At 71.9% G+C, this 19,297-nt stretch carries 16 protein-coding genes, 1 tRNA gene and 2 pseudogenes; 9 read left to right on the forward strand and 10 right to left on the reverse strand.

The window, feature by feature from the left end; all coding sequences use genetic code 11:
- The first annotated feature begins 22 nt into the window (after positions 1–22).
- Genes ACYU96_RS10025 through ACYU96_RS10035 form a run of 3 tightly spaced genes read left to right on the forward strand, consistent with a single transcriptional unit; the run spans position 23 to position 3,274 of the window.
- Positions 23–1,411, forward strand: a complete 1,389-nt coding sequence (locus ACYU96_RS10025; RefSeq protein WP_460752443.1) for an ABC transporter substrate-binding protein — start codon at positions 23–25, stop codon at positions 1,409–1,411.
- Positions 1,412–1,415: 4 nt separating this feature from the next.
- Positions 1,416–2,375: a carbohydrate ABC transporter permease gene (locus ACYU96_RS10030; protein ID WP_460752446.1), complete on the forward strand. Its 960-nt coding sequence runs from the start codon at positions 1,416–1,418 to the stop codon at positions 2,373–2,375.
- Positions 2,372–3,274 carry a carbohydrate ABC transporter permease gene (locus ACYU96_RS10035; RefSeq protein WP_460752449.1) on the forward strand — a complete coding sequence of 301 codons (903 nt, stop codon included), beginning with the start codon at positions 2,372–2,374 and terminating at the stop codon, positions 3,272–3,274. Before ACYU96_RS10030 ends, ACYU96_RS10035 begins: the two co-directional genes overlap by 4 nt.
- Before the next feature lie 151 nt (positions 3,275–3,425).
- Here ACYU96_RS10035 and ACYU96_RS10040 read toward each other — a convergent pair whose 3' ends face one another.
- The 7 genes from ACYU96_RS10040 to ACYU96_RS10070 form a co-directional block, all read right to left on the reverse strand.
- Complete coding sequence (locus ACYU96_RS10040) at positions 3,426–4,463, reverse strand: cytochrome P450 family protein (protein WP_460752452.1); 1,038 nt, start codon at positions 4,461–4,463, stop codon at positions 3,426–3,428.
- The gene (locus ACYU96_RS10045; RefSeq protein WP_460752455.1) at positions 4,456–6,924 is read right to left on the reverse strand and encodes a hypothetical protein; all 2,469 of its coding nucleotides are present in this window, start codon (positions 6,922–6,924) and stop codon (positions 4,456–4,458) included. Before ACYU96_RS10045 ends, ACYU96_RS10040 begins: the two co-directional genes overlap by 8 nt.
- Positions 6,925–6,987: 63 nt before the next feature.
- Positions 6,988–8,727, reverse strand: a complete 1,740-nt coding sequence (gene poxB / locus ACYU96_RS10050; protein ID WP_460752458.1) for a ubiquinone-dependent pyruvate dehydrogenase — start codon at positions 8,725–8,727, stop codon at positions 6,988–6,990.
- An 87-nt stretch (positions 8,728–8,814) separates the two neighbouring features.
- Positions 8,815–9,261, reverse strand: coding sequence for an alternative ribosome rescue aminoacyl-tRNA hydrolase ArfB (gene arfB, locus ACYU96_RS10055; protein ID WP_460752461.1), 447 nt, complete (start codon positions 9,259–9,261; stop codon positions 8,815–8,817).
- A gap of 36 nt (positions 9,262–9,297) precedes the next feature.
- The gene (locus ACYU96_RS10060) at positions 9,298–10,737 is read right to left on the reverse strand and encodes a hypothetical protein (protein ID WP_460752464.1); all 1,440 of its coding nucleotides are present in this window, start codon (positions 10,735–10,737) and stop codon (positions 9,298–9,300) included.
- A complete protein-coding gene (locus ACYU96_RS10065; RefSeq protein ID WP_460752467.1) occupies positions 10,734–11,372 on the reverse strand; it encodes a GNAT family N-acetyltransferase in 639 nt (212 codons plus the stop codon). The genes ACYU96_RS10060 and ACYU96_RS10065 overlap by 4 nt, the downstream gene beginning before the upstream one ends.
- Before the next feature lie 40 nt (positions 11,373–11,412).
- A complete protein-coding gene (locus tag ACYU96_RS10070; protein WP_460752470.1) occupies positions 11,413–12,540 on the reverse strand; it encodes an AI-2E family transporter in 1,128 nt (375 codons plus the stop codon).
- Between the two features lie 165 nt (positions 12,541–12,705).
- On the opposite strand from ACYU96_RS10070, the gene ACYU96_RS10075 reads away from it, so the two are divergent.
- Positions 12,706–12,791 (forward strand) — tRNA-Leu (locus ACYU96_RS10075).
- Here the strand turns inward: ACYU96_RS10075 and ACYU96_RS10080 are convergent.
- Entirely contained in the window at positions 12,773–12,988 is a 216-nt protein-coding gene (locus ACYU96_RS10080) for a hypothetical protein (RefSeq protein WP_460752472.1), read from the reverse strand. The two genes, ACYU96_RS10075 and ACYU96_RS10080, sit on opposite strands and share 19 nt — an antisense overlap.
- A 391-nt stretch (positions 12,989–13,379) precedes the next feature.
- On the opposite strand from ACYU96_RS10080, the gene ACYU96_RS10085 reads away from it, so the two are divergent.
- Both ACYU96_RS10085 and ACYU96_RS10090 read left to right on the forward strand, forming a co-directional pair.
- Positions 13,380–13,928: a hypothetical protein gene (locus ACYU96_RS10085; protein WP_460752475.1), complete on the forward strand. Its 549-nt coding sequence runs from the start codon at positions 13,380–13,382 to the stop codon at positions 13,926–13,928.
- Entirely contained in the window at positions 13,909–14,421 is a 513-nt protein-coding gene (locus ACYU96_RS10090) for a hypothetical protein (RefSeq protein ID WP_460752478.1), read from the forward strand. Before ACYU96_RS10085 ends, ACYU96_RS10090 begins: the two co-directional genes overlap by 20 nt.
- Before the next feature lie 78 nt (positions 14,422–14,499).
- On the opposite strand, the gene ACYU96_RS10095 is transcribed toward ACYU96_RS10090, so the two are convergent.
- The gene (locus ACYU96_RS10095; protein WP_460752481.1) at positions 14,500–15,159 is read right to left on the reverse strand and encodes a class I SAM-dependent methyltransferase; all 660 of its coding nucleotides are present in this window, start codon (positions 15,157–15,159) and stop codon (positions 14,500–14,502) included.
- A gap of 115 nt (positions 15,160–15,274) precedes the next feature.
- Between ACYU96_RS10095 and ACYU96_RS10100 the strand changes: the two are divergent.
- The 3 genes and pseudogenes from ACYU96_RS10100 to ACYU96_RS10110 form a co-directional block, all read left to right on the forward strand.
- A pseudogene (locus tag ACYU96_RS10100) lies at positions 15,275–16,365 on the forward strand (IS630 family transposase).
- A gap of 372 nt (positions 16,366–16,737) precedes the next feature.
- Positions 16,738–17,469, forward strand: a complete 732-nt coding sequence (locus ACYU96_RS10105; RefSeq protein WP_460752484.1) for a hypothetical protein — start codon at positions 16,738–16,740, stop codon at positions 17,467–17,469.
- Between the two features lie 601 nt (positions 17,470–18,070).
- A pseudogene (locus ACYU96_RS10110) lies at positions 18,071–18,211 on the forward strand (excisionase family DNA-binding protein); the annotation flags it as partial.
- Positions 18,212–18,403: 192 nt separating this feature from the next.
- Here ACYU96_RS10110 and ACYU96_RS10115 read toward each other — a convergent pair.
- A complete protein-coding gene (locus ACYU96_RS10115) occupies positions 18,404–19,135 on the reverse strand; it encodes an SDR family oxidoreductase (protein WP_460752486.1) in 732 nt (243 codons plus the stop codon).
- Between the last annotated feature and the right edge of the window lie 162 nt (positions 19,136–19,297).

Raw genomic sequence — 19,297 nt, forward strand, 5'->3', positions numbered from 1 at the left:
CGTGAACAACCAAGGAGTGATGATGAAGTCACGCACAGCTGCCGTCGCAGCGATCACCGCCATCGGCCTGGCCACCGGCCTCGCCGCCTGCTCGGCCGACGACGACGCGCTCACCCCCGCCGACGCCGAGGCCGCGCTCGCCGACGAGGAGGTCACCCTCCAGGTCGCCATCGACGAGGGCCTCGAGGAGGAGGCCGTCCAGGCCTTCGAGGACCGCGCCGCCGAGTTCACCGAGGCGAACCCGAACATCACCGTCGAGCACCAGGAGTACACCTGGACCGGCACCACGTTCGCCGCCGACCTCGCCGGCGGCACCCTGCCCACCGTGTTCACCCTCCCCTTCACCGACGGGCGCGGCCTCATCGAGCGCGAGCAGATCGCCGACATCTCAGGCCTCGTGGCCGAGCTGCCGTACGCGGACCAGCTCAACGAGACCGTCGCCGTCGCCGGCCGGTCCGCGGACGGCGCGCAGTGGGCCGTCCCGATCGCCGCCTACGGGCAGGGCATCCACTACAACCGGACCCTGTTCGAGGAGGCGGGTCTCGACCCCGACGCCCCGCCCGCCACGTGGGACGAGGTCCGCGAGGCCGCGAAGACCATCAGCGACGAGACCGGGAAGTCCGGGTTCTCGATGATGACGCAGGGCAACACGGGCGGCTGGATCCTCACCACGCTCGTCTACGCGCTGGGCGGCCGCGCCGAGGTGGTCGACGGCGAGGAGGTCACCGCCACCATCGCCACGCCCGAGTACCGGGAGGCCCTGGAGTACCTGCACGCGATGCGGTGGGAGGACGACTCCATGGGCGACGAGTTCCTGTACGACTGGGCCACGAGCCACGCCGACCTCGGCGCCGGGAAGATCGGCATGCTGATCTCCGGCGGCGGCGACTACGGCAACCTCGTCACGCAGAACGCGATGGACCCCGACGACTACGGCGTCACCGTCCTCCCGCTCGAGGGGGACGACGCCGCGGCGCTGGGCGGCGGCACCCTCGCCGCCGTCGACGCGAAGGCGACCCCCGCCGAGCAGGCCGCCGCCGTGAAGTGGATCGACTTCTACTACATGGGCAAGCTCATCACGCGGGAGGGCGCGGTGTCCGACGCCGAGGCCGCCGCCGCGCAGGACCTGCCCGTGGGCGCCCCCATCCTGCCCGTCTTCGACAAGGAGACGTACGACCAGTCGCAGGAGTGGATCGCCGACCTGATCAACGTGCCGCTCGAGCAGTTCGCGCCGTACAGCGACGGGATCTACGACCAGCCGCTGGCCGCGGAGCCGCCGGCCGCCACGCAGGACCTGTACGCGGCCCTCGACCCGGTGGTCCAGGCGGTGCTCACCGACGAGGACGCCGACATCGACACCCTGCTGGCCGACGCCGAGCAGCAGGTCCAGACCCTGATCGAGCGCGGCTGATCCCATGGCCGTCTCCCTCGCGGTCCGCTCGCCGTCCCCTGCTTCCCAGCAGGCGGCGGCGGGCGGGCCCCGCCGCGGACGCGTGGCCGGCTGGGTCCGTCACGGAGGTTTGTCCACGCTGGTCATCGCGCTGCCGATGCTCGTGTGCTTCGGGCTGTTCTCCTGGTTCCCGATCGTCCGCGCCATCGTCATGAGCGTCCAGTACACCAACCTCGTCGCCCCGCCCGACTTCGTCGGGCTGGAGAACTTCGCCTACGTGCTGTCCGACCCGCTGCTGCCCGTCGCCGTGCGCAACACGCTGTACTTCGCCGTGCTCGCGCTCCTGTTCGGGTACCCGCTCCCGCTCCTGGCGGCCGTCGTGATGAGCGAGGTGCGCCGGGCCCGCGGGCTGTTCGCCGCGCTGGCGTACCTGCCCGTCGTCATCCCGCCCGTGGTGGCCGTGCTGCTGTGGAAGACCTTCTACAGCGGGTCCGACACCGGCGTGTTCAACACGATCGCGGCCTGGTTCGGGGCGGGCCCCTTCCCGTGGCTGCAGCACCCCGACTGGGCGATGCCGTCCCTCGTGCTCGAGGCGACGTGGGCGTCGGCCGGCGGCACGGTGATCATCTACCTCGCCGCGCTGACCGGCGTCTCGCCCGAGCTGTACGACGCCGCGGAGGTCGACGGCGCCGGGATCTGGCGCAAGGTCTGGCACGTCACGCTGCCGCAGCTGCGGCCCGTCCTGTTCATCACCCTCATCCTGCAGATCATCGGCACGTCCCAGGTGTTCACCGAGCCCTACCTGTTCACCGGGGGAGGGCCCGCGAACTCCACCACCACGATCCTGCTGATGATCTACAACTACGCCTTCGGCGGGCGCGGCGACTACGGCGCCGCGACGGCACTGAGCCTCCTGCTCGCCGTCGTCCTCGCGCTCCTGTCGGCGATCTACTTCCGGACCACCAGACGCTGGAGCACCTCATGAGTCGGCGTACCACCGTCCCGACGGCCGACCGCGGCATCGTCTCCGACGCCGACCTGCGCCGCCCCGGCGTGCGCCGGGGCCTGCGCGGGGCGCACGGCCTGCTGCTCGCCGCGCTCGTGGTGGCCGGGCTCGGGCCGGTCCTGTGGCTGGCCAAGGCCGCCGTCACCCCGACGCAGGACACGCTGCGCGCCCCGGTCGAGGTCTTCCCGCACGGCACCGACTGGGCGAACCTCACCGAGGCGTGGACCCGGTTCGACATCGACCTGCACTTCTTCAACACGCTCTGGCTCGCGCTCGGGTCCTGGGCCGTGCAGCTTCTCATCGCCGTGACCGGCGGGTACGTGCTGTCCGTGCTGCGCCCGGCGTACTCGCGGGTGCTGGGCGCGCTCGTGCTGTCCACCCTGTTCGTGCCCGCCGTCGTCCTGCTCGTGCCGCTGTACCTCACCGTGCTCGACGTGCCGGTGGTGCACGTGTCGCTCATCAACTCGTTCTGGGCCGTGTGGCTGCCCGCCGGGGCGAACGCGTTCAACGTCCTGCTCGTCTCACGGTTCTTCGACAGCCTGCCGCGGGAGGTGTTCGACGCCGCGAAGGTCGACGGCGCCGGGCCGTTCCGGCTCGGGTGGTCGGTGGTGCTGCCGATGTCCAGGCCGATCGTCGGGGTGGTGTCCGTGTTCGCGTTCATCACGGCGTGGAAGGACTTCCTGTGGCCCCTGCTCGTGCTGCGCGACCCCGCGGTGCAGCCGCTGTCCGTGCGCCTGCCCGCGCTGCAGGACTACGTCGAGCTCGACGTGCTGCTCGCCGCGCTCGCGATCAGCACCATCATCCCCGTCGCGATCTTCCTGGTGTTCCAGCGCCTCTTCCTCGACGGGGCCGGGCTCTCCGGAGCCGTCAAGGGATGACGGGTCCGCCGGGCGCCGGGGGAGCGGGTAGGCTGGTCCTCAGACTTCCGGCGCCGAGGCGCCGGCGGGATCCGACATGAGACAGCGGATCGCGCAGGGCCCCGCAGATTCCACAGCTGCGGGGCCCTGCGTGTGTCCCGGTCCCCCGGCGTCACCACCCGGCCGCCAGGTCGTCCGCCATCTCGACGACCAGCGGGCCGACCCGCTCGGCCCAGGTGCCGGCTGCCGGGCTCCGGGTCCCCGGCGGGGCCGGGGGCACCGGGGGCTCGGCCCGGGCCGAGGGCAGCCGCAGCGCCGGCCGGCGCAGCGCCTCCGTGACGGCGGCCTGCACGATGATCCGGGTCGCCCGGCGGGCCGGGCAGGCCGTCGTCCCGGACCCGAAGGCAAGGTAGGACCGGTTGCCGAGCTCGGCGGATCCCTCCGCGCGCAGCCGGGTCTGGGCCGCGTTCAGGCCGACGACGACGACCTCGCCACGCCGCAGCGCCTGCCCGCCCACCTCGGTGTCCTCGGTGACGAGCCGCCGCGGCAGCGCGAGCAGGGGCGGGTCCGACCACAGGACGGCGTCGAGCACCTCGTCGGCGTACAGGCGTCCGCCCGCCAGACGGGCCGCGACGTCGCCGTCGGTCACGACGCGCCGCAGGGTCAGGGCGGTCCAGACCGCCGTCGGCTCGGCGGCGTGCACGAGGAGGCGCACCACGGCGGCGACCGTCGCGTCGTGGTCCGGGGCGAGCCGGCCGCCGATCCCGGCGGCGAGATCGTGGGACCGGGCGGCAGGGCGCCCGGTCGCGAGATGGACGACGCCGTCGACGACGCGGGCGACGTCGGCCGCACGACCGTCGGCGCGCAGCCCCTCCACGACGCGGCGGCCCGCCGCCGGGCCGATCCGGAGCACCCGGGTGAGCACCAGGCCCGCGACGGGCAGCGCGTAGTCCGTGGTGAGGTCGAAGCGCGGGCGGGTCTCCAGCGCGTCGAGCACCTCGCCGCACACCGCGCGGGCGGTCGAGCCCAGCCACGCCTCGTCCAGGTCCGACAGTGCCTCGGCCACCGCGTCGCGCACGGGGCGCGGGACGTCGTCGACCGGGCGGAACACCCGCTCGTTGCGCAGGATGCCGATGACGGACGGCGGGTCCTCCACGAGCCAGCCCGTGACGCCCGCGGCCAGGACCACCAGGACGGGCGGCTCAGCCATCGAGGCCTCCCTCCGGGACGGGCGACGCGGCGGGCACCGTGGCGGGCGCGGACGCCCGCGTGATCTCGTCGATCAGGCGTCCCGCGGCGGCCACGCCGTCGTCCGCCTCGCGGCCGCCGACCGCGGCGAGACCGCGGTACAGGTGCAGGGCCTCCTCGGCCCGGCCGGCGACGACGTCGGGCCGGCTGAGCCGGAGCAGGCGGCCCGCGACCGCGAGCAGCGTGCCGGCCAGGGCCGCACGGCGGCGCGCGCCGCCCGACGGGCCGTCGGGCGCGGCCCGCCACAGGGCGACCGCCTCCCGGTCGACGGCGACGGCGTCGCGCGGACGGGCCAGCCGGTCGTAGACGTCCGCGAGGTCGGCGAGCAGCCGGCCGTCCTCGTCCGGGTCGCGGACCGTGCCGCCGGCCCGGAACCCGGCCACGCCGGCCTCCAGCAGCCCGAGCGCCGCCGCGAGGTCCCCGCGATCGGCGAGCAGACCACCGTGCACGCCCTGGACGGCGGCCAGCTCGGCGCCGTGCGACGGCTCCGCCGCGGCGACGGGCCGCAGCAGCTCGACCGCCTCCGCCGCGGAGGCCTCGCCCGCCTCGCCCGCACCGAGGGCCCGGCAGGCCGTGGCCAGGTTCGCGAGACAGACCGCCAGGGTGTGGGCCCGCAGGCCGGGGCGCTCGCGGTAGAGCACACGGGTCAGCGCGACGGCCTCGGTCAGGTCCCGGTGCGCCACCTCCGGACGGCCGCGGTGCACCTGTCGCACGCGGGTGGCCAGGGCGCGGACCAGGAGCTCGGTGAACTCGCCGGCGTCGCGGCCCACGCCGTCCCGCAGGATGCTCAGCGCCCGTTCCCCGGCCAGGTCGGCGGCGATCTCCTCGCCCGTGATCGACAGGCAGAGGGCGCGTTCGGTCAGGAGCCTGCCGAGCACCTCGGACGTCCAGCCGGTGCCCGTGCCGCCCGTGCCGTCCACGAGCGGGATCGCCCGCGCGGTCAGCGCCACGGCCTCGTCCGCGCGGCCGGCGATCATCCGCGCCGTGGCGGCGACGCCGAGCGCCCGTGCGGAGAGCTCGGGCGCGCCGGGGACGCCGTCCGCGGCGAGGGCCCGGGCCCGGTCGGCGGCCTCGACGGCCACGAGCGTGGCGACCTCGTGGTCCACGGACAGCAGGCCGGTCGCACGGTCGACGAGCGCGGCGAGGTGCTCCCGGCCGTCCGGGCCGGCGAGGTCGGCCGCCACCCGCGCCACGTCCTGCAGGACGCCGCGCAGCGGCACCTCGAGCCGGCCGGACAGCGAGAGATGGATCCGGTGCACCGCGGCGGGCTCCGGCGGAGCCCCGGCGTCGCGGTGGGCGACCGCGGCCACGGCGGCGGCGTACAGGTCCAGAGCCAGGCGGTCCGTACCGGGCGGCTGCGGGCCGTCGTGGTCCAGCCGGGCGGCGAGCGTGGCCAGCGAGGCGGCCTCGGACGGGCTGAGCGCCGTCGTGCAGGCGGCCGTCATGCCCGGTGAGCCGGTCAGGGTGCGGGCGACGTGCAACTCGGCCAGGCGGTCCGGGAGCCCGGTGGCCAGGGCCTCGGTGGTGAAGGTGGCGGCCGCCGGGTGCGGCGGGCCACCGAGCGCACGCTCGATCTCCCGCTCGGCGACGGGCCGCGTCCCGTCACCGAAGACCATGACGGCGGCCAGGGCGCCGTCGACCTGGCCGGGCGACAGCCCGGCGCCGGCTCCGGCGGCGTGCCAGCCGGTGCGGACGAGGTCGAGCAGCTCCGCCAGGCCGGTGGCGGGGTCCGCGTCGACGGGAAGGCCGCCCGGCGCGGGGGCCAGGACCGTCGCGAGAGCCGCCGCGTGCGCGTCCAGGTGGACGGACCCGGCCGACGGTGGGACGACGACGTGCGGGGTGCGCACGCCCAGCGACCCGGCGAACGCGGCGGCGGCGGAGCGGACCGTGGCGGGGATCCCGCTGGGCGCGGGGGCCGCCAGGCCGGTGCGGTCCGCGGCGGCGCCGTCGGCCCACAGCGGGGACCAGCCCAGACGGTGCCACCAGCCGCGGCCGGTGCGCGCGGTGAGCAGCACGCGCAGGCGCGACGCGGACGCGGCGGCGAGCGACTCGACGAGCGCCAGGACGTCGTCGCGCTCGCCGGCGTCGTCGAGGACGACGAGCAGCGGGCGGCCGCGGCGCAGCGCGGCGTGGCAGGTGCGGTGCGCCGCCTCGGGGCCCGTGTCCCGGGGGACGAAGGCGGTGCGCCACCGGCGGCGGTGCAGCGCCGCCTGGACCTCCACCGCGAGGCGGGTCTTGCCGACCCCGCCGCGCCCGGTCAGGAGGCGCACCCGGAGCGGCAGCGGGTCGGCCGCCCACTCCTCGAGGCCGGCCAGCTCGCCGTCCCGCCCCTGGAGGGGGACCACTCGGGCTGCCGGGTCGAGGAGGTGCAGGGGCGGGAGCCCGGCCGCCGGTCGTGGGGTCCCTTCGCGCAGCGTGCTCATCGCTGACAGTGAACCCCAGTGGCGATTGCGCGATCAAGACAAACAGGTAACAGTTGTGTGTGCTCAGCGTCCGTCGAAGAGCCGGCGGAACACATTGGTGTCGGCGAGGTCCACGAGCTCGTCGCCGCGGCCGGACATGATCGTGCGGATCGCGTACAGCGTGAAGCCCTTGACCTGCTGGGCCGAGACCGCCGGGGGGATGGACAGCTCCTGGCGCGCGGTGACGACGTCGACCAGGGCCGGGCCGTCGTGCTCGAACGCTGTCCGCAGGGCGACCTCCAGGTCGTCCGGCCGCTCGACCCGCTGCCCGTGGATGTCCATCGCGTTCGCGACGTCGGCGAAGCTCGGGTTGTCGAGCTCGGTGCCGAAGTTCACGAAGCCCGCCGCCTTCATCTCCACCTCGACGAAGTTCAGCGACGAGTTGTTGAACACCACGATCTTGACCGGCAGCGCGTGCTGCCGGATGGTCAGCAGCTCGCCGAGCAGCATCCCGAGTCCGCCGTCGCCGGCGAGGGCGACCACCTGACGTGCCGGGAACGCCGACTGGGCGCCGATCGCGTGCGGTACGGCGTTCGCCATCGTCCCGTGGCTGAACGACCCGATCAGCCGCCGCCTGCCGTTCATCCTCAGGTAGCGCGACGCCCAGACCACGGGGGAGCCGACGTCGGGGACGAACACCGCGTCGTCGGCCGCCAGCTCGCTCACCAGCCGTGCGACGTACTGCGGGTGGATCGGTGCGCGGTTGCGGTCGTTGTCGGCGAGGGCGTCGAGGTCCTCGCGCGCCTTCGCGTAGTGCGTGAGCGAGGTGTCGAGGTGCTTGCGGTGGGTGTGGTCGTCGAGCAGGGGCAGCAGGGCGTCGACCGTGTCGCCGACGTCGCCCACCAGGCCCAGGTCGATCGGCGTACGCCGCCCGAGCTGCTCGCCTCGGAGGTCGACCTGCACGATCTTCGCCGTCGACGGGTAGAACTGCTGGTAGGGGAAGTCGGTGCCGAGCATCAGCAGCGCGTCGCAGCTCTCCATGGCGCGGTAGCCGGAGGAGAAGCCCAGCAGGCCGGTCATGCCGACGTCGTAGGGGTTGTCGTACTCGAGGAACTCCTTGCCGCGCAGCGCGTGCACGACCGGCGCCTTGAGCCGTTCGGCGAGGGCGAGCACCTGCTCGTGGGCGCCTTCGGTGCCGGCCCCGCCCAGGATCGTCACCCGCTTCGCCGCGTTCAGGATCTCGGCGGCCCGCCGCAGCTCGCCGTCGCGCGGGCGGACGATGCTCTGCGTCGCCCGGATCGGCGCCGACGGCCTGCGGCCCGCCGCCTCGGCCAGGAACACCTCGCCGGGGACGACGACGACGGCGACGCCGCGCTTCTCCACCGCGGTGCGCAGGGCGATCTCGAGCACGCGCGGCAGCTGCTCGGGATCGCTCACCATCTCCGAGTAGACGCTGCACTCGCGGAACAGCTCCTGCGGGTGGGTCTCCTGGAAGTAGGTGCTGCCGATCTCGCCGGCCGGGATGTGCGCGGCGATCGCCAGCACGGGGACCCGGCTACGGTGCGCGTCGAACAGGCCGTTGATCAGGTGCAGGTTGCCCGGCCCGCAGCTTCCCGCGCAGACGGTGGGCTCGCCGGTCAGGGTGGCCTCGGCGGCGGCCGCGAAGGCCGCGGCCTCCTCGTGGCGCACGTGCTGCCAGGTGATCGTGTCGCTGGTGCGGACGGCGTCGGTGAAGCCGTTCAGCGAGTCGCCGGGCAGGCCGTAGACCCGCTCGACCCCCGCACGCGCGAGAGTCTCGACGACGGTCTCTGCTGCTGTGGTCATGTGTCGGCTCCTTCCTGTCCTGCCTGTCCTGGTGGGAACTCCTGAGAACGTAGACCGTGCGGTCCTGGACCGCACGGCGGGCGGACGTCAGTCCTCGCTGCGTGGCCTGGAGGAGCGCAGCCTCTTGGTCGCGGACCGCTGCTTCTTGGCCGTCAGCCGGCGTTCCTGCGAGCCGCGGGTGGCGCGCGTGGCCCGGCGCGCGGGCGGGCCGGGGGACAGGGCGCCGGCGACGAGGGCCGCCAGCCGCCGGGCGGCGGCGTCGCGGTTGCGCCGCTGCTCCCGGTGCTCGGAGGCGACGACGGTGAGGATCCCCCCGACGAGGCGGTCGCCGAGCCGTTCCAGGAGCCGCTCCCGCCGCGTCCTGTCCAGGACGGTGGACCGGTCGACGTCCCAGGACAGCTCGACGCGGGAGTCCGTCGTGTTCACGCCCTGGCCCCCGGGCCCGGAGGAGCGGGAGAACCGCTCCGTGAGCTCGGCCCGGGGGATGGTCAGCGAGGGAGCGACCCGGAGGCCGGGACGCGCAGGTGCGGGCATGCACCTATCGTGCCGCATCTCCGTGGCCGGACCGGGTCAGCGAGGTTCCCGGGGAGTCACGTAGATCATCCGCTTGCCCCACCACTCGGTCAGCGACCACAGGCCGCTGCGGCCGGGGTCGTCGCCGGGCCAGTAGGACAGGTCCTCGATGCCGATGCCCGCGGGGCGGCCGGCGAGCGAGAACCGGAGCACACCCGTGGTCTCCCCGGTCTCCTGCACGGCCGTCATCAGCACGCTGCGGTTCGTCATGCCGTTGCTCTGGGTGAGGTACCAGCTCCCGTCGTACCGCGTCGCCCCCTGGATGTTGCCGACGCCCGCGGGCAGGGCGAAGGCGTTGTCCGCGCGCCAGCAGGGGATCTGCTCGTGCGGGGGCGTGCGGGACGTGCAGGTGCCGTTGATGTCCGGCCTGCCGGTGCTGCCGTCCAGGGGCCAGGCGGCGACCCGGCCACCCGCCTCGCCGTCCTCGGGCGTCCGGCCCGGGCAGTACTCGCCGGTGATCAGGTGGTCGATGCCGCTGCGGTCGATCGAGACGAACGAGGTGTTCGGCGACCCCGCGTTCGTGCAGCGCTCGGCGGCCGGCGGCCGGGGCACGTTGTTGGTGTAGGCCGCGACCTCGGGCATCACGTAGCGGTAGCCGTGCCCGTAGAAGACCCCGTCCTGCCGGCCGATCTGATGCTTGTCGCTGGTGTCGCCCTTCTCCCCGGCCGCCTCCAGGTCGAAGATGTACCGCATGTCGAAGACGCGGACCCCTCGGGCCGTGTCGGCCACGTACAGGTAGTTCCCGTACCAGGCCACGCCGCCCGCGTGGAGCGATTCCCCGGCCGCGGTCTGCTGGGTGCGCAGGCTCATGTAGGTGGCGTTGCCGGAGTCGTTGATGAACGGGTACGCCAGCAGCACGTGCGCGTACCTGCCGGTGTCCGGGTCGACGAACGTGACACGCACGCCCTTGACGCACTCCTCGTCGTACCGGTCGCACAGCGAGTCGTCGTCGTCCCCGCACAGCTTCTCGCCGTCGACGGTGTGGCACTGGTACCAGGTGACCAGCAGCGGCTGGGTGCCGTTCCACTCCTTGTCCGCCTGGGCGTCCGCGACCGTCGTGATCCCCTGCGGCGTCCACTCGTAGGTGCCGTCGCCGGCCGCGTTGTCGGCCGCGTCCCAGCAGAAGCTGAAGGTGATGTCCGGCTCCAGCGCCCCGACCGCGTCGTCGTTGCACGCCTCGCCGGCCGCGGTGGTGCCCTGGCGCGGGGCCTGGGCCAGGATGTTCCGGACCCCCAGCTTGGGCAGCTGCTCGTCCAGCAGCTCCACCCGCTCCTGGAGCTGGTCCGCGTTGTTGGCGGGACGCATCCGGTAGTCCTCGAGGGACGGGACGGGCGGCTCGTCGGCGCTCGCCGGGATCGCCGGTACGACGACGAGCCCGGCCGCGACGAGCAGGGTTGCCAGGAACCCGCCGACGAGTGACCTCGGTTGCTGCTTCATGCGCTCTCCTCCTGTCGATCTTGGGTGTCGTGACCCGTGGGCGGCCCTGTCCACGGCTCGGTCGGCGTGCGCGGGTCCTCCGGCAGCAGCGTGCCCACCCAGGCGTCGCGGCGTCTCCCGCGCTGCAGGCCGTGCCGCCGGATCGTGCCCTCGACCCGGAACCCGAGGTTCCACGCCACGCGGCGCGACCCCCAGTTCCCGACGTAGGCCACCCAGGTGACCACCGACAGCCCCAGCCCCTCGGGGTCGAAGCCCCAGTCCACGACCAGCCGCGCCGCCTGGGTCGCGAGCCCCTTCCCCCGCACGGCGGGCGCCGTCCAGAACCCGAGCTCCGCCGACCGCTCCTCGTCCGCGGCGCCAGCGCGGCCCTCGAAGTGCAGGCCCACCATGCCGAGCAGGGGCCCGTCGGCGTCGCCCGGCGCACGGACCGCCCAGTTGAACTCGCTGCCGCGGGCCCAGCCGTCCGGCACGAAACGCCCCACGAACAGCTCCGCGTCCCGTCGCGTGTACGGGGACGGCACGACCGTCCAGTCGGCGATCTCCGGGTCCTGGCAGGCGTCCGTGATCGCGGCGACATCGGCCTCGACGGGGAGGGACAACCGGACGGAATCGTTGGCCAGGACAAAGGGTTCCACGCGCATACTCTGTCATAGACAGGCGCACTGACCTGCAAATTTAAGGGTCTTTACCCGCTTCGGCGGGACCCGGTGCCGACGCGTGCGCGACGTCGTTCCCGGAGGCGCCGTCGTCCGCGGACCCCCGGCGCAGCGCGTCGAACACCGCCCACGCGACCGAGACCAGCGGGACCGCCACCACCGCCCCGAGCACGCCCGCCACGAGCGTGCCGCAGGTGACCGCCAGCGCCACCACGACGGGGTGCAGGGAGACCTGCTTGCCCATGATGAGTGGTTGCAGCACGTGCCCCTCGAGCTGGCCGATGGCGGCGATCCCGATGATGACGAAGAGGGCGGCCAGGGGCCCGTCGGCGGCGAGGGCGACGACGGCGGCGATGATCATGGCGAGCGGCGCGCCGATGAGCGGGATGAACGTGCCGATGAAGACGAGCACGCCGAGCGGTGCGGACAGCGGCACGCCGATGATCGCGAGGAAGGTCCCGGCGAGGACGCCGTTGGTGACGGCGACGATGACGATGCCGCGCGTGTACCCGGAGAACGTGTACCAGCCGGCAGCGGCGGCGTGGCGCCAGTGCTCGCGGTGGACGGCGGGGACCTGGTCGAGGAACCACCGCCACATCCCGGATCCCCCGGAGAGGAAGAAGACGGTGCAGAAGATCGCCAGGACGATCGCGGCGAACGCCTCGACGACGGAGCCGGCGCCCTCGGCGGCCCGGCTGACGAGCTCCTCGCTGTTCTCACGGACCCAGCCGGAGACGTCGTCGAGCCACTGGCTGCGCTGGGCGATCTCGACCTCGAAAGGGCCGGGCAGGGCCTCGACGATCTCCACGAGCTGGTCGACGCCGCTGCTGAACTGCTGCGCGAGCCGCTCCCACTGCCCGGCCACGGACGCGACGACGTAGGTGAGCAGGCCACCGACGACGACGATCCCGGTGAGGATCGCGAGCCCCGTGGCCGCAGGGCGGGGCACGACACGCCCGTAGAGCGCGGTCACAGGGTTGAGCACGGCGGTGAACACGAGGGCGAGGAAGACCGCGACGAAGAGCAGCTGCACCTGCCACGTCAGCCAGAACACCGTCGCGACGGCAGCCAGGAGCACGATCAGCCGCCAGGACCAGCCCGCGGACGAACGCAGCCAGCCGGGCGGCACGGGGTCGGTGGCGCTCACCCCGCCAGTCTCCCGCAGAACGGCGGAACCGGCCCGGCCGGCCGCCGGGCGAGGCCCGCTCCCGAGGCACAGGTCACACCGATATCGATGTGAGGTCCGCGCCCGCTTCGTGCTATGTTTTTACCCGCACCGGAACGGAGCCGAGAGGCCCGGGAAGGTCCACCTGTCCGGGTGGCGGAATTGGTAGACGCGCTAGCTTGAGGTGCTAGTGCCCGTATTAGGGCGTAGGGGTTCAAGTCCCCTCTCGGACACATCGATCCTCACGCCCTGCTGTGATCGGCGGGGAAACGCTGAGGATGACTTCACGCTCACGAGCGTCGAAGTCGACCCGAACGCCGAGCGCCTCGTAGAGGTCTCGGCGTTCTTCGTCTGTGGCCTGTCCCAGCACCGCGACGCTGCCGCCGAGGCCGTGGAGTATCTCCGTGACCTGGTCGACGGTGGGGCTCACCGATGACGATGCCGTCGAACCGGCGGTTGCTCCGCTTGACCTCCTCGAGCAGAGCCGCGGCCTGTGGCTGGCGCTTCCACGGTAGGGACTGGCTCTGCCCGATGTCGGCCTGTTCGTCGCCAACGGGCCGTGGACGAACGACGACCTGACGAACCAGGCGATCGGGCGCCCGTGGATGATGGCTTACTGGTTGATCTACTGCGGGTCAGGTGGCCTCGCCTCGGGCGCATTCGGGCTGTCCGCGCTGCGCTCGAGCCGAGCGCTCGGCCTGCGGTATGGCTGGGGGATGGCGGTCGCCGCCGTCGGGGGAGCGGCTGGCCTCGCGCGGGCGGTCGTGTCGCTCGTCAACCATGCATCCAGGGATCCTCAGGCACGGGAATCGGTGTTGGGCATGAGCGCGAGCGCGCTCACGACCATGGCGACGGCGTTCCTGTCCATCGGCGTCGTGGGCCACCTGCTCCTCGCGATGGCGCGCAAGCGACGCCGCCAGGCCCACCTGCAAGTCCTGCACCAGCACCTGACGTCGACAGTCTCCGAGGCCTCGCTGGAATTACCCAGGTCCGAGCTCGCCCAGTTCCACGCCTCCATCGAGATCATGGACGCGCTGGCGGTCCTGTCGCGGTTCTCCGACGTGGACGACGTCGGTCGCGTCCGCGCGGTGGTCGGCGACGCCCCGAGAGAGGTCCATCTCGCCTTCCAGATCGACATCGCGCGGCCCGACGCGGCATGGACGACCCGCCGGACCGCAGCGACGACTGGAGGGCCTGGCTCTCGGACGACGACGCCCTGCGCCGACTCGGTCGAGCGTTTCGGGACGAGACCACCAGCGAGTCCCGCCGTCGCCTGGTCAAGCAGGTGGTCGGCTCCTGACCGCAGGTCCCGACGTCGGCCGACAGCAGTACAGGCCGCGCTGGGCGCACGTGGTCGCGTGGGTCTTTGAGCCGACGCACGTCTTCTCGATCGCCGTCGTGGCGATGGGCCTCGCCACGACCTCGGGTGCACGAGGGTTCATGTTCGCTGCGGCCGCTTTGCTGTTGTGCGTCCTCCTGCCTGCGACGCTCGTGAGGATTCTGGCGCGGGTTGGTGTCCTTGAGTCGAAGTGGGTCCGCCCGCGGGTGCGGCGGGCCGTCGCTCTCGCGGGCGTCGTGGTTGTCGAGCTGGCGGCGATCGCCGTCCTCGCGTGGCTCGGCGCACCTCCGAGACTGCTGACCTTTCTCGGCGCATGGTTGGTCGGGGTCGCCTCCCTCGCGGCGATCACGCCGTGGATTCGCGCGTCGATCCATACCGGCACGATGAGCGTCATCGCGGGTGTCATGACGCAGGTCGATCTGGTGCTGGCGGGCGCTCTGCTCCTGGGGTCGGCCGTCGTCGGCGCGTCGCGGCTCGTCCAGCGGGAGCACACCCCAGTCGAGGTGATCACCGGCTTCGCGTGAGGTTTCGCAGTGGGAGCTGCGGCGTCCTGGGTGGTCGGATAGTGGTTCGGTTGCGCTCCGCTGGGCTCGTTCAGGTGATCAGGTCTCGGCGACCGCGAGCAGCGTGCATTCCCCGTGGGGTTGTCCGTCCGCGGGCGGTTGCTCGTGGCGGTGGGTCTGGCGTAGTCCGGCGTCGGACATCCATCGTGTGACCTGGTCGGGTGTGAAGGGGTGGCGCACGAGTTCGATGTCGTGTCCGTGGCGGCGGTAGGCGGGGGCGACGTCGTGGACGCCCTGGCCGGTCTGGAAGCCGGCGAGGACGTGGCCGCCGTCGCGCACGACGCGGCGGATCTCGGCGAAGATGTCGGGCTGGGTGTGGGCTGGGGTGTGGATGATCGAGTACCAGAGCAGGACGCCGGTGAACGTGCCGTCGTCGTAGGGCAGGTCGGTGAGGGAGCCGACGTCGAACGTGACTCCGGGCTGTGCCAGGCGCGCCTGGGCGATCATGCCGGGGGAGAGGTCGATGCCCTGTACGGCCACTCCGCGGGCCGCGAGGTAGCGGCTCATGCGTCCGGTGCCGCACCCGGCGTCCAGGACGACACCGGGGAGTGGTCCCTCGGCCACGGCGTCGGCGAACTGGTCGACCATGGCGAGGTTGTCCGCGGTCTCGGTGCTGGCGTCGTGGAAGAACGTGGCGTAGTCCTCCGCAACGGTGTCATAGGCACGACGGACGCTCGCGAACTCCGACGTCTCACCCACGAGCCGATCGTATCAGCGACAGAACACGTGGGTCAGGTGGGCGGGAGGTTGGGTGAAGTGAGCTCAGTGCTTGACTCCTGAGTCAAGAGTTCCGTTCAGAAGGTAGTCTTGCCTGATGGGGCAGGTGGGACGGCCGAAGGCGGCGCTGGTGCTGAGCGCGGATGAGCGTGCGGCCCTGGAGGGGTGGGTGCGTAAGCGGTCGACGCCGCAGTCGTGGGCGTTGCGGTGCCGGATCATCCTGGAGTGCGCGACGGGCGCGACGAACATGGCTGTGGCGGAGAAGGTGGGGGCGACGCCGCATGCGGTGGGCCGCTGGCGGGCGCGGTTCGTGGAGCACCGGCTCGCGGGCCTGGGAGACGTGCCGCGCTCGGGTGGCCCGCGGTCGGTGACCGACGAGCAGGTCGCGGCGCTGGTGACCCGGACTTTGGAGACCAGGGCGAAGGACGCCACGCACTGGTCGACCCGGGCGATGGCGGCCGAGATGGGCATGTCGCAGTCCACGGTCTCACGCGTCTGGCGGGCGTTCGGCCTGCAGCCCCACCGCAGCGAGGGGTTCGAGCTGTCGACCGATCCGTTCTTCGTGGACAAGGTCCACGACGTGGTCGGCCTCTACCTGGACCCGCCGGAGCGGGCGCTGGTGTTCTGCGTGGACGAGAAGTCCCAGATCCAGGCCCTGGACCGTTCCCAGCCGGTGCTGCCGATGATGCCCGGGGTGCCCCAGCGAGCAACGCATGACGATGTGCGCGCCGGCACCACCACGTTGTTCGCCACCCTGGGGTCGTCACCGGCAAGGTGATCGGCTCCCTGCACCGGCGCCACCGCGCCGAGGAGTTCAAGAAGTTCCTGATCACGCTCGACAAGCAGACCCCCGCCGACCTGGACGTACATCTCGTGCTGGACAACTACGCCACGCACAAGACCCCGGCGATCAAGACCTGGCTGGTCGCCCACCCCCGCTTCCACCTGCACTTCACACCGACCAGCTCCTCCTGGCTCAACCTCGTGGAGCGATGGTTCGCCGAACTCACGAACAAGCAGATCCGCCGCGGGGTCCACAAATCCGTCCAGGCACTGGAGAAAGGCATCCGCGACTGGATCGCCGGCTGGAACACCAACCCACGCCCCTACGCCTGGACCAGAACCGCCGACGAGATCCTCGAACGACTCGCCACCTACCTGAACAGAATTCCTGACTCAGGGCACTAGTGAGCTCGCGTTCCAGTAATAGTGTGCCAAGCGGGCGGAAGTCGCGCTCTACTGCACCTCGGACCAGCTTCCGCGCGCACCACGTCTCGTCGGCCTGGTGCTCGCGCGAGGGCTGCTGGCGATAGTCGTCACCGCTGACCAAGTTGACCACGTCGATCTCGATGGACTCCGCCTTGAGCCCTGCGAGCCTTCGCTTCAGATCGCCGAGGTGGACCCCCTCGCTCACGAGGGCATCGGTGATCGCCTCTGAGGTGGCGGGTGAAATACGGGCCAAATCATGACAAACCACGGACATCCTGTTTGACTGTCTCGTACGCCTGCTTCAACTGCACCACCCGTCTGGCGTTCTTCACGATCCGATGGGAGGCACCCTTGAACCGCGCCGTCAAGCTTGCGACCACCCTCTTCGCCAGTACCGTCCTCGCCTCGATGGCTGTTGTCGGCGCTGCCGCGCCCGCCACCGCCCGGGCCTACGCCTCCTCCGTACAAGTGGCTCCGGAGAACGCTCCCCTCCTGGAATCCTTCGGGATGGATCAGCGGAACGGCGGCCCGCTCTACCTCCGGGGCACCGGCCTCGCTCCCGATACCGACTACCGCATCAACGCCCGCCACCTCGACAGCGACGCCACGGTGTTTCCGGAGGGCGCGGAACCTGTCGTCACCACCGATGCGGACGGCTACTTCGACGCCCGGCCCGACAGCCCGTTCAGCATGACCACCAGCGGCTTCTACCGCGCGTTCGTCGTCGCCCCGGACGACACCGTGATCGAGGCCGACCGGACTGTCCTGTTCGACGTGTTCGGCATGCCGACGGTGTCGTGGTTCGAGATCGACGGCGGCTGGCTGCCCGACCCCGACACAGTCCTGCGCGGATCCAGCTACGACGTCATCGCCGGCGCGTTCCCGGACGGAGTGCTCGTCGAGTACGAAGTGCGGGATCCATCAGGTCAGGTCGTGGAGAGCGGCACGGAGAACAGCGGCGAGGCGGGCGCCGTCTACCACCAGTTCACGACCGGCCCGAACACCGCGCTCGGGCTCTGGACCTGGGAGTACCGTTACGGCGAACTCGTCGCGACCAGCAAGATCACCGTCGTGTGCGGTTGACCCGTTCGGCAACGCGAAGCGGGTGTCGCGGCTACGCCGTCACCTTTGCCGGCTGCGCCTCGCGCTGCTTCTGCTTGAGCGCCTTCACCTGCCGCTCGGACCTTGAGGGGCGATGACCCGAACCAGCCGAGCGCGCCCGCCCAGGCGGTCAGGGTCTTGAGCAGCCCGTCGGCCCGATCAGGTCCTCCCCGGGGTCGCGCAGCCCGCACAAGCTGTGCGATCGCAGCCCGCTCAGACGCCTTGCCCAGATCTGACGGATGAGGCGTGGGCGGTGGTCGGGCCGTTGCTGCCGGTGGCGGCGCGTGGTCGTCCGGCACGGAATCTGCGGCGGCAGGTCGACGGGATCCGGCACCGGGTACGGCTCTGGCGCACTTCCGGTGGTCAACGGCTCGTCCCGAAAGTTCTTGCTCCGACGGCCCCAGAGTTGGCGCTGTCGTGGTGCTGCCCGCTGACCGCGACCACCGGAAGTGCGCCAGAGTCGAAAGTGCGACAGAGCCGTTAACTCGACAGACCCCTACTCGGGGGAACCCCCGTGGCGAACTGGTGCATGCGTCTGGCGACGATGACGACTCGAGCGCGCGCAAGCCGTGGCAAGAAAAGTATGCCAAGCGGCCGGCTCATCTCCCTCGCTGAAGCTGCGCGAGACCTGAGTGTGTCCGTGAAGACGATCCGGTGGCGGATCGCGGACGGGACCGTGCGTGCGTACCGGGTCGGGCGGCTCATTCGGATCGACGCCGACGAACTGCGGGCGGCGTTGCTGATCCGGATCCCCGGGGCGAGGTGGTGGGCGCATAGGCCTCCGTGTGGCCCGTATCCGACGACGGCCAGTGCGGCGGGCCGTTCGGTGCGGGAACCCATGCGGGCCAGCTGTTCGGCGACCGTCGGCGTGCTTGCTGAGCACCGGCCGGCCGAGAGCCGACGCGTCGCCACGTCGTCAGCCCGTGAAACTGCCGCCGAACTGCTCAGGTACCAGGTCAGCCCGTTCGGCACCTGTCCTGATGAGCTCAAGGATCGTCTCGGCGACCTGTTCTGGGCTCTGCGGGCGTGGTCCGTGGTCGGACTCCAGCTGTGCTGCGGACTCGTGCCCGGCTCGCACCGAGTCCAGGAACTCGGTGGCAGTGATGAACGGGTACACCGTCGAGACCGTGATGCCCGCGCCGGCGAGATCGGCTCGTGCTACTGCGGAGAGCTGGTTGAGGCCCGCCTTGGAACTTGCGTAGGCACCGCTGCCGGGGATGGTGGACAAGGTGATACCCGAACTCACGTTGATGATGCTGCCGGTGCCCTGCTGGCGCATCACCGGAACCACCTCGCGCATGGTGAGCAGCGGCGCGACCAGGTTGAGCTCGAGCACGGCGCGGAAGTCGTCGGGGTCGATCTCATCGACAACAGCTTGCAGGCCCTGCCCGGCGTTGTTCACGAGGACGTCGATCCGACCGAACGTCTCCATCGTCGTCCGCACGGCCGAGGCGACCTGGTCAGGGTCCGTGACGTCACAACGAACGGGTATCGCGCCGCCCAGCTCGTCGGCCAGGGCCCTGAGTCGCGTCTCCCGGCGCGCGGCCAGCACCACTTGTGCGCCGGCGTGGGACGCGGCTCGTGCCGTGGCCGCCCCGATGCCCGACGAAGCACCCGTCACGAGAACTACTGCGCCAGCGATCTTCATGTCTCACTCCACTTCTGCTCTGCGGTCTGGCGTGCCAGGATTCACCGTCCGGTGGCACGCCCCGGGTGCCCGCCGCACCCGGGCGACGGGGGAGTCGGCAGTGGCGTACCGGTGCGCCACTGCCGATTATAGTTAATGGGTAGGCTACTAGTTAACGTTTGG

The sequence above is a fragment of the Myceligenerans cantabricum genome (assembly GCF_054777735.1).

What these genes read in the sequence shown, in the direction of transcription:
- ACYU96_RS10115 (WP_460752486.1), bottom strand. Translation starts at nt 19,135, where the DNA reads ATGAAGATCGCTGGCGCAGTAGTTCTCGTGACGGGTGCTTCGTCGGGC.
- ACYU96_RS10035 (WP_460752449.1), top strand. Translation starts at nt 2,372, where the DNA reads ATGAGTCGGCGTACCACCGTCCCGACGGCCGACCGCGGCATCGTCTCC.
- ACYU96_RS10060 (WP_460752464.1), bottom strand. Translation starts at nt 10,737, where the DNA reads ATGAAGCAGCAACCGAGGTCACTCGTCGGCGGGTTCCTGGCAACCCTG.
- arfB (WP_460752461.1), bottom strand. Translation starts at nt 9,261, where the DNA reads ATGCCCGCACCTGCGCGTCCCGGCCTCCGGGTCGCTCCCTCGCTGACC.
- ACYU96_RS10045 (WP_460752455.1), bottom strand. Translation starts at nt 6,924, where the DNA reads ATGAGCACGCTGCGCGAAGGGACCCCACGACCGGCGGCCGGGCTCCCG.
- ACYU96_RS10030 (WP_460752446.1), top strand. Translation starts at nt 1,416, where the DNA reads ATGGCCGTCTCCCTCGCGGTCCGCTCGCCGTCCCCTGCTTCCCAGCAG.
- ACYU96_RS10025 (WP_460752443.1), top strand. Translation starts at nt 23, where the DNA reads ATGAAGTCACGCACAGCTGCCGTCGCAGCGATCACCGCCATCGGCCTG.
- poxB (WP_460752458.1), bottom strand. Translation starts at nt 8,727, where the DNA reads ATGACCACAGCAGCAGAGACCGTCGTCGAGACTCTCGCGCGTGCGGGG.
- ACYU96_RS10085 (WP_460752475.1), top strand. Translation starts at nt 13,380, where the DNA reads ATGAGCGCGAGCGCGCTCACGACCATGGCGACGGCGTTCCTGTCCATC.
- ACYU96_RS10040 (WP_460752452.1), bottom strand. Translation starts at nt 4,463, where the DNA reads ATGGCTGAGCCGCCCGTCCTGGTGGTCCTGGCCGCGGGCGTCACGGGC.